Source organism: Mycobacterium sp. UM_CSW, from assembly GCF_000455205.1.
GTDB lineage: Bacteria > Actinomycetota > Actinomycetes > Mycobacteriales > Mycobacteriaceae > Mycobacterium.
In genome coordinates, this window is the sequence record NZ_AUWQ01000019.1 from 72909 (window position 1) to 83378 (window position 10470).

The 10470-nt window shown below is 64.0% G+C and carries 14 protein-coding genes and 1 tRNA gene; 5 read left to right on the forward strand and 10 right to left on the reverse strand.

The window, feature by feature from the left end; genetic code table 11:
* Window positions 1-114 precede the first annotated feature (114 nt).
* The 9 genes from N415_RS08790 to N415_RS32400 all read right to left on the reverse strand — a co-directional run bounded on the left by N415_RS08790 (window position 115) and on the right by N415_RS32400 (window position 5675).
* Entirely contained in the window at window positions 115-1434 is a 1320-nt protein-coding gene (locus tag N415_RS08790) for a phage major capsid protein (protein ID WP_081665135.1), read from the reverse strand.
* Between the two features lie 247 nt (window positions 1435-1681).
* Window positions 1682-2014 (reverse strand): hypothetical protein, encoded by a 333-nt coding sequence (locus N415_RS08795; RefSeq protein WP_068179685.1) that lies wholly within the window; start codon window positions 2012-2014, stop codon window positions 1682-1684.
* Window positions 2011-2250 carry a hypothetical protein gene (locus tag N415_RS08800; RefSeq protein ID WP_152531287.1) on the reverse strand — a complete coding sequence of 80 codons (240 nt, stop codon included), beginning with the start codon at window positions 2248-2250 and terminating at the stop codon, window positions 2011-2013. The genes N415_RS08795 and N415_RS08800 overlap by 4 nt, the downstream gene beginning before the upstream one ends.
* Window positions 2247-2543, reverse strand: a complete 297-nt coding sequence (locus tag N415_RS30530; protein WP_152531288.1) for a hypothetical protein — start codon at window positions 2541-2543, stop codon at window positions 2247-2249. Before N415_RS30530 ends, N415_RS08800 begins: the two co-directional genes overlap by 4 nt.
* A gap of 268 nt (window positions 2544-2811) precedes the next feature.
* Entirely contained in the window at window positions 2812-3102 is a 291-nt protein-coding gene (locus N415_RS08810; RefSeq protein WP_068179695.1) for an HNH endonuclease, read from the reverse strand.
* Window positions 3099-3365, reverse strand: a complete 267-nt coding sequence (locus N415_RS08815) for a WhiB family transcriptional regulator (RefSeq protein ID WP_068179698.1) — start codon at window positions 3363-3365, stop codon at window positions 3099-3101. Before N415_RS08815 ends, N415_RS08810 begins: the two co-directional genes overlap by 4 nt.
* On the reverse strand, window positions 3362-3652 hold the full coding sequence (locus tag N415_RS08820; protein WP_152531289.1) for a hypothetical protein: 291 nt from the start codon (window positions 3650-3652) through the stop codon (window positions 3362-3364). Before N415_RS08820 ends, N415_RS08815 begins: the two co-directional genes overlap by 4 nt.
* Complete coding sequence (locus tag N415_RS08825) at window positions 3649-5061, reverse strand: DUF3631 domain-containing protein (protein ID WP_068179705.1); 1413 nt, start codon at window positions 5059-5061, stop codon at window positions 3649-3651. The genes N415_RS08820 and N415_RS08825 overlap by 4 nt, the downstream gene beginning before the upstream one ends.
* A gap of 365 nt (window positions 5062-5426) precedes the next feature.
* On the reverse strand, window positions 5427-5675 hold the full coding sequence (locus N415_RS32400) for a DNA-binding protein (protein WP_204366815.1): 249 nt from the start codon (window positions 5673-5675) through the stop codon (window positions 5427-5429).
* Between the two features lie 59 nt (window positions 5676-5734).
* Here N415_RS32400 and N415_RS08835 point away from each other — a divergent pair, with 59 nt between their 5' ends.
* The gene (locus N415_RS08835; RefSeq protein WP_068179710.1) at window positions 5735-6349 is read left to right on the forward strand and encodes a hypothetical protein; all 615 of its coding nucleotides are present in this window, start codon (window positions 5735-5737) and stop codon (window positions 6347-6349) included.
* A gap of 68 nt (window positions 6350-6417) precedes the next feature.
* Window positions 6418-7572 carry a site-specific integrase gene (locus N415_RS08840; protein WP_239645474.1) on the forward strand — a complete coding sequence of 385 codons (1155 nt, stop codon included), beginning with the start codon at window positions 6418-6420 and terminating at the stop codon, window positions 7570-7572.
* A 36-nt stretch (window positions 7573-7608) separates the two neighbouring features.
* On the opposite strand, the gene N415_RS08845 is transcribed toward N415_RS08840, so the two are convergent.
* Window positions 7609-7685: transfer RNA gene (locus N415_RS08845), tRNA-Leu, on the reverse strand.
* A 359-nt stretch (window positions 7686-8044) separates the two neighbouring features.
* On the opposite strand from N415_RS08845, the gene N415_RS08850 reads away from it, so the two are divergent.
* From N415_RS08850 to N415_RS08860, 3 genes are all read left to right on the forward strand, one after another.
* A complete protein-coding gene (locus N415_RS08850) occupies window positions 8045-8893 on the forward strand; it encodes a PE domain-containing protein (RefSeq protein WP_068179717.1) in 849 nt (282 codons plus the stop codon).
* 60 nt (window positions 8894-8953) lie between these two features.
* Window positions 8954-10138: a PPE family protein gene (locus tag N415_RS08855; protein WP_068179720.1), complete on the forward strand. Its 1185-nt coding sequence runs from the start codon at window positions 8954-8956 to the stop codon at window positions 10136-10138.
* Window positions 10139-10263: 125 nt separating this feature from the next.
* A partial coding sequence (locus tag N415_RS08860) for a WXG100 family type VII secretion target (protein WP_068179758.1) occupies window positions 10264-10470 on the forward strand: 207 nt, incomplete at its 3' end.

A 10470-nucleotide genomic window follows, 5' to 3' on the forward strand; every position in this document is an offset into this window, starting at 1 on the left:
GCGCCAAGCCTCTATTCGGTTGTGTCGCTAACGAATTCGTCAGCGCCCAGGCCCAGATCCTCCCACCAGCCGGGCGGGTGGTAAGGATCTACGGCAGTTGCCCAGGGCGATCGCCTAGGAGCCATAGGGGAAGCCGGTCAGCTCGATGATCGCGTTCGGGTACCGGGCGATCAGCCCGTCGTAGCTCCACAAGCTCAACAGCACGCCCAGCGACGAAGCCAAAGAGTCGTAGTGCACCTGGGCGCGCATTCCGCTGGTGAAGAACATCAGGTCATCGGAGCGGAAAACGAATACCGACTCCACGCCACCCGACGAGGAGATGTTCGGGTCCAGAACCAAATTCAAGCCGAGGATCTTGCCGATCGGCCCTTGGGCATTCAGGCTGTCGATAATTCCTGCCGCGTTGAACGGACCCTGAGCATTCGGCACAAACAATGGACGGTTAGTTGTATCAAGCTTGTTCAGCCATTCCGCCGCGGTGTTGGGATGCACCAATACGGTGTCAGGCGCCAGGAAACGGTTCTGCCAATGCAGCTTGATCGCAGTCGTCAAACCGGAGTAGATATTAGCAATGGTGTTGCCGGCCCAGCCGACCTGAGTAATGCCGGGCAGGTTCGCGATGCCCGTGTACTGGCCGTTGCTGCCGGTGCCGTACAGCGCGATCTGATCCTGGTTCGCGGCCCACGACTGACTCAACCCCTTGAAGATGATCGAGTCGATATCAACCGGGCTCATGTCCAGGAGCTGCCTCGATACCGTCTGCTGGCCGGCAACCGTCGTCAAAACAGTCGACAGGAATTCATCTGTCTGGTCAGTATTGGTCACCGTGGACAACTGCGGATTCTGCACACCGGTAGTGCCGGGCGCCACGATTTTCGGAACGTTGATCGTCGGAGCCTTCGGCGCCGGGTACTCCGGGATCGTCGAGATGAACGGCTTCGCCGCCACCGCCGCCTGAATCCAAAGTTCCTCCAGGTACACCGGAGGCGCGAAGCTGGCCCCGTCTCCCCCCGTGGTCAAACCGGTGCGGAACTCCGCCGCATGCTCATTCAGCCGCGCCCGGGCCTCACCGGTCGAATCATCGCCGGACTTATGCAACACCAGGTCACGCCAAAAAGAGCGGCCCTCATGTGCGGTCTGTTGGTTGTAGACACGAGACTCCGGCTCGTATTGCTTCGATTGCTTCATAGTGGTGTTTCCGTTCTTCGCCTGATAGGCGTTAAAGATTCGATCGGAGGCCGAGCGCGCCTGTGCGCGCCGCTCCAATCCGCTGATTTCGAAATCCATGTCCTTGATCAGCTCCGCGTTATTGCGGAACTCCGCATTATCGGCATCACTGAGAAATTCGCGGCCGGCGGCCTTGGTGCGGGCAATGATCGCGGCTTGCGTCGCGTGCAACTCAGCGCGACGCCGCTTATAAAAAGATTCATCCATGATGTGCTTTCAGAATTTGGGTTGCGCGCGGAAAGCGCGACCCGGACATACCGGATCGCGCCCACGCGGGCAGTTGAATTTGGTAGCAACCGGATACCAGCCGGCCCAGCGATGCCAAGTGACCCCGTACGGGCGGTTTCTCCGTACCTCTTTAGCGTCGGCCGTCGCCATCGCTAATCGCGCTAGTGCCAAGGGGAGTATGTAACTCTCGCCGATTATCAGGATACCCCAACGGGGCAGGGGTTTACTAGCCGTTGGGGGTGGGTGTGTCATCATCCAACGCGGCCGCGATGGCCTGCGTCTCATCCAGCAAGCCCAGGGCCACCGCGTGCAACCACTCGTCCGCGGTGTTGCCCGCCCTGGCGGCCAGCTCATACGCCAACCGTGACGCCATCGAGCCCATCGCCGCCAGCACCAGCAGCCCGCGCCCGCTGGCCACCAGCTCGTCAATCACGACATTCGCCGCCGGGGTATCGGCGGTGGCCATTGCCGCGGCCAGGCGAAGCGCTGAAGCGGTGTCGGGGGGGATTTGCGCCAGCTGACGGCGCTTTTCCTCGGGGGTCGGGTCGTCGTCAGTCATTTGGTTTCCTCCTTGGTGTTCGTGGTGTTCTGGATCGACAGCCGGGCCATCTCCTGCAGCAGAGGCAGGATCTTGCCCTTGCCCGATGCGGTGCGGCCGTACACGCCGTGCTCGCGGGCGAAATCAACGCGGGCATCCCACCACTCGTCACGGTCCGCCCAGCCGTCCTCTGCGCGGTACCGGGCCAGGCGCGGCGGAAAATCCGGTCCGCTGTCATTACGAAAATCCGCCATCACGAACCGGCCTTCCGCATGTTTTCCACCGACGACAACCGGCCTTTCCGCCGTGCCCCTTGCGGCTTGCGGGTGTCGGGCAAATCCAAAGCGCGCTGGATCTTGGTGGCCACCACGCGGTGAGCGCGGATCTCGGCCAGCAGCGGATGCGCAACCGGCTGGCCACGTGACCCACGCACCACCGTCGCCGGCTGCTCCGCCAACTCCCGCTCGAGGCGATCCAACTCGTCCAAACAACAGCAAAGTTCGAGCAAAAGAGCGGCTTCGGATGGGTTAAACACGAATGTTTGCTGCATTTCGCGCCATAATCGGCGCCCTTTCGTACCAAGCCCAGTGGGGGCGTTTTTCCTGGTCAAAGCGGGTTGTCCCTTCATATCGAATGCGTTTTACCTGGTCAAACGGGGTGTTTTTGCTGCAAGTGCGAAGGTTTGGGGCCTGTGCCGGGTGGCCCACCATGGTCTCGACTTTCGACCCCCTCCGGGGTGTTTGCTGGAGTTTGCTGGGATTGGCTCACCGGTCTAGCGTCGGTGCATTCTCGACTGCCAGCAAACGTGTTATCCCTTCTCACCATGAGGGTGTCACCCACGTGTCATCTATGGGCCTCGCCTTGTCCGACTCGTTGCAGTGCTTGTGCGCCGGCGCGAGATTGTCGAGCCGGAAGAAGAGCTCGGGGTGGGTGTGTCTGGGCTTGATGTGGTCGATCTGCAGGGCGCCTGGGTGCGGATGTTTCAGGGTGTAGTCGATGGCGCCACGGCAGCGGATGCAGGGCAGGTTGCGGGTGCGGAAGTCGTTGCGGGCGATCTCGCGGAGGCGGCGCCAGCGTGGTGAGTGGTGGAGGTCGTCGTGCTTATTCACGCGGCACCCGCCTTGCGCCGGCGATCAGTCCAGACATGGATGCGCGCCGCAACCACGCCGCTGATTGAGTTTTTCGGCAGTGTCGCTGCCCACGCTGCGCAGTCCTGTAGGGCTGGGCAGCTGCGACAGAGCGCGATGGCTGGTTCGGCGTCGATCTCGTCCGTGGCGTCAAACAGTTCGGGGAGGTTGCGGCAGGCAGCGTCCGGCAGATTGGGGATTCCGCGGAGGGCGCCCAGCAGGTCTGCCAATTGCTCACCGTTCATGACGCAGCGCCGAACAGTTCAGCCAGCAGGTCATCGATGTACTTCAGCCGTCGGCGGTGGTGCCGGTCGTGTAAAACAACACGGCGGCGACCACTCCTCGTGGTGTAGGGCTGCAGAATTCGTCCGTAGTGGGTCTTCGGCACTGTCGTGCCCCAGCGGCTTTTCTGAGGTATCTGGCGGTCCAGGGAGCGGACGTCGCCGTCGAGGCGGCCGGCGGAGTAGCCGTTGAAGCGGACCTGGTATAGGCCCACGAAGTCGGGGTGGTCGAGCCATTCGGTGTCGGTCACGCCGCACCTCCCGTACGCAGCCGGCACTCGTGACACAGACCCGCGATGATTGACTCCGGTTGGGAGAGTTCGGTTTCGCAGTTCTCGCACTGGGCATCGAGCTGGCTTTGCCTGGCCCTGGCAAGCGCCAGCCGGACACGGTCGGTCATCCCCGAAACGGAAGGCGGTCCTGCAGGTTCGCCCCCCTCTTTAAACCCGACTAAGTCGGCGAACCCGGCGAACCCGGCGGTACCGGCCTGTTTGTCGTCAGGTTCGTCAGGTTCGTCAGGTTCGTCAGGTTCTTTAGGAGGTGCGATCCCAAGCCGACGCCAAACCGGTTGAAGGTGTGACTGAAGGTAGCCGCGGGGCGGTACGCCACCGGGTCGGACTGATGTCACCTTGGCCGCTTGGGTGACGAGTCTGCCTAACCGGGTCTCGGTGAGCGGCTTGCCGTATCGACTCCCGGCGCCCCAATAGTCGGGATTGTGGATGATCAGCTTCTGGACTAGTTCGCGTGTCGGCATGAACGTTTCATCGCCGGGCCAGACCGCATACAAGTCGGTCAGCATCACCATTCCGGGCGGTTGTGTCTTCAGCCCGGCTTCACGTTCGGCGTCATCCTCGGCGAGACTCTTATGGATCAGCCGGTCCGCGGTAGCGGGCCAGTGGGCGCCGGCCGCTACCGCGACCCGCTTGAGCGGACGCCACTTTTCCTTGGACCGGCCGATGCACTTATCCGGCAGATCGACAGCCATGCCCCTAACTTGGTCGCGCACAGTGTCGGTCCACGCGTCGATCCTCGAGCGGAGCCGTTCGGCGTCATCGGCGATCATCTCCCAGTCGGAGTCCTCCACCGTCCCGTTGAGGTCGGGCATCAACAGGATGCGGATCGACCGGGATACGGTGTCTGGCGGCAGGTTCGGGGAGTTACCGGCCATCGCGATCGGCGCGTAGGTGGACATGTCCTTCATCTCCCAGCCGCCACCCTTAACGGGCACTAGAACGGGACGGGTCGCTCCGAACCGGTAGCCGGAGTTCAGGATCGCGATGATGTCCTCGACCCCGGGCTTATCCGCACGCAATGACCGATCAACCTCATCGAGCAAGATGGTGCGGACGTCGATTTCCAACATCCGCGGGATCAGCGCCGGAGACGACACCGAAGCGGCCTGAATGGGCTTGTAGCCCAACCGTTGCAGGTGATCGAGCACCGTCGTTTTGCCGCTGCCGAAGATCACCGAGTCGATCTGCAGCCGCGGGGTCGTGTACAGCTCGACGACCAGGTATGTGTGGACGGTCCACAGAACCAGAATGTTCAGGTCGTCGGGATCGGTGACCGCGACGAATCGTCCGAACCATTCTTTGATGTCGTCGAGCAGCTCGGCGCCATGGGTGTCCGCGGTGGTGGACGCCCTTTCGACGGCGCTCACGAAGGCTCACCGGCCTGGTACTGGGCCGCGAGGGTCGCTGCGCGGGCCCGTGCGGTGTCGTCAAGGTCAGGCCAGATTTTCCGCAGCACGTCAATCGCTCCGCAGGCATATCCTTCACGGAATCCGCTGGCGCGCAAGCCGGTTGGCGGGCGGTGGAAGCGTGTATCGCGGGGATACTCTGGATCGGCGCAGCCGGATTCCGGCCGCAGCAGGCGTAGCGATGCAGCCCGGCGCAGCCGCAGTTGTCCCAGGGTTGCAGTACTCTGGGAGTTGGTGCAGGTGGCGTGGCGGCCGCTGAGACTGTGGATGGGCCCTTCCGGGGGCCCATCTTCTTTCGGCGGCCCATTGTCGCCGTAATCGGGCATTTATGCGACCCCTGCGGCTGCAGCATCACTTAGCCGATCCACATATCCCGCAAGCGATTTCGCCGTTACAAATGATCGCCTGCCGATGTTGACCTTGAGGATCTCGCGGGCGTCCATCAGCTCGTACAGCTTCGTGCGGCCGACACCTAGGGCAGTCATCGCTTGAGGTATCGGGACAAGCAACCTCTCGTCCAAGTTCGTACTCCCGTGTTCGTCACTTCCCGCCGAGTTCACGGCGGCTATTGACATGGTGCAGAGTTTCATGCAGAGTTATCAACATTGCAGCCATGTACCGCTCGGGAGGTTCTGTGAGAATCCGCATCGGCGACGATGACGAGATTCATCCGGCCGAGGGCATCACCCTCCGTTGCTCAGGCGAATACGAGCAGACGGGCGACCGGTTCTTTCCGGTATGGCTTGAGGTCACTATTGAGGGCCACGACGGACCAAATCTGTTCCGCCGCATTGAGGTTCGAGACGGTCGCCCGGAGATAGTCGCGATGGGGTGGTGGTCGCGGCCAGGCCAGCGGGAGGTCATGCAAAAGGACCTGCGGAACGCCCGCGTTGCTTCTTTCCTCGATGAGTTGTATCCGGCGTTCGTCCTACGCATCGACCCAAAGGCGAAGAAGGTCATTCCGGCGGTTGGGTCACAGGAAATGGCGGCACGCGGCGAGGACCCACCAGCTTTTTACGCAGCGCGCAAGTTCGTCGACCAGTTGCGAAGCGGGCCCGAACATCGCGCGATCACGCCTGAACTTCTGAAAAGCGTTGCCGATGTGTACCGGCGCAATATCCACCACGCACCCACCCAAGCGGTTGCACGAACCTTCGGCGTCAAGTCCCGGATGGCATCGACCTATGTTGACCGCGCGCGCCAGGCCGGATACCTGCCAAAAACCAAACAGGGAAAGAAGATGGCATGAGTAAACGGCAGCAGCTCCCGCCGCAGATCAAAAAGATATCGGTCAAGGACCGCAGTACCCGCAAGACGGTGGTGCGCTACCAGTTGACGGTGGACGCCGGCCATGACCCCGAATCGGGCAGGCGGCGCCAGGTGCGTCGCCGCTTCGCCACCGAGGCGGCGGCCCGCGCCGAGTTGGCCGAATTGCAGGGCACCGTCACCGCAGGGACCTACGTACATGCCAGCAAGTTGACCGTTGATGCGGTATGCGAGGCGTGGTTGGCGTCAAAGCACTCGCTAAAGCCCTCAACACTGCAGGGACATCGGGTGAAGCTGCAGGCGCTACGCGACGAGCTCGGTTCGCTTGAAGTCCAGAAGCTATCGAAAGCGGATCTGGACGGCCTGATCGGCCGCCTGCGGCGCGGCGAAGTCGAGGACCGCAAGGCGTGGACGCCACGCTCATGTAACTACCTTCTGTATCTGACGGTGGCGGTCCTGGACGATCAGGTGAAGCAGGGGCATGTGGTCCGCAACGTGGCGCGACTGGTGGACCGGGTGGCCGGTGATCCGCAGAAGTTCCGCACCCTGACTGCCGACGAGATGTTCAAAATCCTCGATCACGACTGCCGCGATCGGCACCTGTGGACCCTGGCCCTTTATGGATTACGCCGCGGAGAAATTGCCGGGTTGCGGTGGACCAACGTCAACCTCACCGACAAGGCGATGGGCGAAGGTGACGACCAGCTACCCGCGAAGTCGGTGCGCATCGTCGAGAACCGGGTGGCCATCGGGCGGCAGATTGAGAAGGGCACGCCGAAGTCCAAAGCGTCTAACCGGACGCTGCCGATGCCCGATGAGGTCGTGGCAGTGCTGAAGGCGGCGCGCAAGCGCCAAGCCGAGGAACGCTTGGCGTTCGGTGAGGGCTACGGATCGGGTGAGTATGTCGCCTGTGACGAGACGGGGCAGCCGTATCACCCCAACCTGTTGACGTTCCGCTGGGGCCGGATGCTCGACGGACTGAAGATCAAACGGGTGCGCCTACATGACGGCCGGCATTCGTGCGCGACGCTCATGCATCTGCGCCAAGTTCCGATCGCGGTCATCGCCGCGTGGCTGGGGCACGCCAGCGCAGCTTTCACCATGTCGGTGTACGCGCACAGCCAGGACGACGCACTGAAGGACGCGGGGGCGAGTTTCGGCCGGGTTGTGACAACTCGTGACACTGAGACCGGCTCCGGGGTGTGACGCCGAATGCCTGAACTGTTTCTAGCTGCACGGACTTGGTGCCCCCAGTCGGACTCGAACCGACACTGGACGGATTTTAAGTCCGCTGCCTCTGCCATTTGGGCTATGGGGGCCCGGCGGCGAATCTAGCGCGCCAGGCGCCGCTCCGGGGCGTCGCATCCGCCCAAAATCCGGCAAAAATGCAAGGGTGCGCGCCGGCCGCCGTTGGCCTAGGATGCGACCGCCGCGCGCCGTTTGGGGCGTTGCGTGGGGATCTCAGATGACATAGCTATGTCACCCGGCAGGACCTTGTTAAAACTGCCCGCGCCATCGTTAAGAAGCCGTAAACGCCCGTCACCCTAGCCTTTTCCGTCGGGACTGTGGAGACGTGCCTGGTTAACCTTACGCCGACGCACAGGAGCCGTTACGCCCACGCACAGGTCGATCCCCCCTCAAGGGAGATCGGCAATTTTCCGAACACGAGGAGCAGCAGATGTCATTTCTGACAGCAATCCCTGAAGAGTTGTTAGCCGCGGCAGCGCAGCTGGAAGGAATAGGCAATTCACTGACGGCGCAGAATGCGGGCGCCGCGGCACCGACCACCGCGATTGCTCCGGCCGCCGCCGACCAGGTATCTGCCCTGCAGGCCGGAATTTTCTCGGCGTACGGCACCCTGTATCAGCAACTTGCCACCGAGGCTCAGGCCATTCAGCAACAGTTCGTGAGCACGCTGGGTTTGAGCTCCGGCACCTACAGCTCGACCGAGGCCGCCAACGTGGCCGCGGCAACCCCCGTCGACGCCCTCTCCAACCAGATCGCCACGCTGTTCGGCGGCCCGCTCACAAGTCTGACATCGACGGCGGGGCCGTTCAGCCTGTCGGGCAACGGGGCCAACTTCGCCAACATCGGTTTTGGCAACTACGCCTCCGCCTGCTCCGACCTGCTCGGCATGGCCGGTGGCGGTCTGCTGCCGGCGGCCGCCAGCGACACCGGTGACGCCGCCGCGGCGGCCGGCGCCGCGGACGCCGCCACTGCCAGTGCGACGGGCCCCGCTGGGGGTGTGGGCGCGGTGGGCGCGATGCCGGTCGCGGGAATGGGCAGCGCGACCATGGTCGGCAAGTTGTCGACGCCGCCGAGCTGGGCCGGCAGCTTCGTGTCTGCCACCTCTCCCGCGACCGCGGTGCAGACCGTGGGCTGGACCGCCGCCGCGCCGCAGGCCGGCACCGGAACGATCGTGCCGGGCATGCCCGGGCTGGGTGCGGCCGCGCGCAACAGCGCCGGCTTCGGTGCGCCGCGCTACGGCGTCAAACCGATCGTCATGCCGAAGATCAAGGCCGTCTAAGCAGCCACCGGTCGCAATAGTCCAAAACAGCGGAAATTCTTAACAGGAACGGATACGAAAATGGTCTTAGATTTTGCAGCGCTCCCCCCGGAGATCAACTCCGGACTTATGTACACCGGTGCCGGCGCGGGCCCGCTCATGGCGGCTTCGGCGGCCTGGAGCAACCTGGCCGCCGAATTGAGCACCACGGCGACCTCCTGGGAGTCGATCATCGGCACCCTGACCGGCGAGCAGTGGACCGGCGCAGGCTCGGCCGCGGCCGCAGCCGCAGCCGAGCCCTACATCAGCTGGCTGACCACGACCGCCGCGGCGGCCGAGCAGGCGGGAGCCCAATCCGCGGCGTCGGCGGCCGCCTACGAGGCGGCGTTCACCGCGACGGTGCCACCGCCGGTGATCGCCGCGAACAGGGCACAGCTCGCGGCGCTCGTCGCGACGAACTTCCTGGGCATCAACACACCGGCGATCATGGCCACCGAGGCGCTGTACGCCGAGATGTGGGTCCAGGACGCGATCGCGATGTACACCTATGCGGCCGCGTCGACGGCCGCCGCGGCCCTTCAGCCGCTGGCGCCGGCGGCACCGACGGCCTCCCCGGCCGCAGCGGGCATCCAAAGCACCGCGGTTTCTGCGGCTTTCGCGAACGCTGCCGCGGCGCCCGCCGCGAACGGACTGGGTTCGATCCTGGGCCAAATCTTCACGCCCGGCGAGGCCATCGGCACCGGCTTCTGGAACGCGGCGCAAGCGGCCGGCCTCGGACCCCTGCTGACGAACCTCGACGGCCTCTTGGGCACCCCGGCGCTCTTCAACGCGGTCAACGGTGCGGTCAACACCTCGGCATGGTTCGTCATGAACACCATCCCGACCGCGGTGTCGCTGGGCCACACCCTCGCCGCCGCGGCGCCCGCGGCCACGGCGAGCGACGTCGTGCCGCTGGCCGGGGGTGCGGCGATCGGCGAAGGGACGCTGGTCAACAGCGTCGGCGGTGGAATGTCGGCGGGCATGGCCGAAGCCTCCACGGTCGGGGGTCTGTCGGTCCCGGCCAGCTGGTCGTCGGCCGCCCCGGCGACGCTTGCATCGTCGACCGCTCCGCTCGAGGGTTCGGGCTGGACCGCCGCCGCCGACGAGCCGGTCGCGGCGATGCCCGGCATGCCCGGAATGGCGGGGGCCGCCAAGGCCGGTGCCTACGGCAGCGGTCCGCGGTACGGCTTCAAGCCGATCGTCATGCCCAAGCAGGTTGTCGTCTGACGCGGCAAATAGCCACCGAAAACAGGGAGTATCGCCCCATCGGCTTCAACGCCGCGTAACAGCCAGTTACGACGGCCGACCAGTATCACAAGGCAAGAAATTCATCCAGAAGGAGAAAAGGCAACATGGCAACACGCTTTATGACTGACCCGCATGAGATGCGGGCGATGGCGGGCCGGTTTGAGGTCCACGCGCAGACCGTTGAGGACGAGGCTCGCAAGATGTGGGCGTCGTCGATGAACATCGCCGGTGCCGGCTGGAGTGGCCAGGCGCAGGCGACGTCCTACGACACCATGGGTCAGATGAATCAGGCGTTCCGCAACATCGTGAAC

Excerpts from the sequence above, each read along its gene's own strand:
- N415_RS08790 (WP_081665135.1), bottom strand. The coding sequence starts at position 1,434 with ATGGATGAATCTTTTTATAAGCGGCGTCGCGCTGAGTTGCACGCGACG.
- N415_RS08795 (WP_068179685.1), bottom strand. The coding sequence starts at position 2,014 with ATGACTGACGACGACCCGACCCCCGAGGAAAAGCGCCGTCAGCTGGCG.
- N415_RS30530 (WP_152531288.1), bottom strand. The coding sequence starts at position 2,543 with ATGCAGCAAACATTCGTGTTTAACCCATCCGAAGCCGCTCTTTTGCTC.
- N415_RS08815 (WP_068179698.1), bottom strand. The coding sequence starts at position 3,365 with ATGAACGGTGAGCAATTGGCAGACCTGCTGGGCGCCCTCCGCGGAATC.
- N415_RS32400 (WP_204366815.1), bottom strand. The coding sequence starts at position 5,675 with ATGTCAATAGCCGCCGTGAACTCGGCGGGAAGTGACGAACACGGGAGT.
- N415_RS08850 (WP_068179717.1), top strand. The coding sequence starts at position 8,045 with ATGTCATTTCTGACAGCAATCCCTGAAGAGTTGTTAGCCGCGGCAGCG.
- N415_RS08855 (WP_068179720.1), top strand. The coding sequence starts at position 8,954 with ATGGTCTTAGATTTTGCAGCGCTCCCCCCGGAGATCAACTCCGGACTT.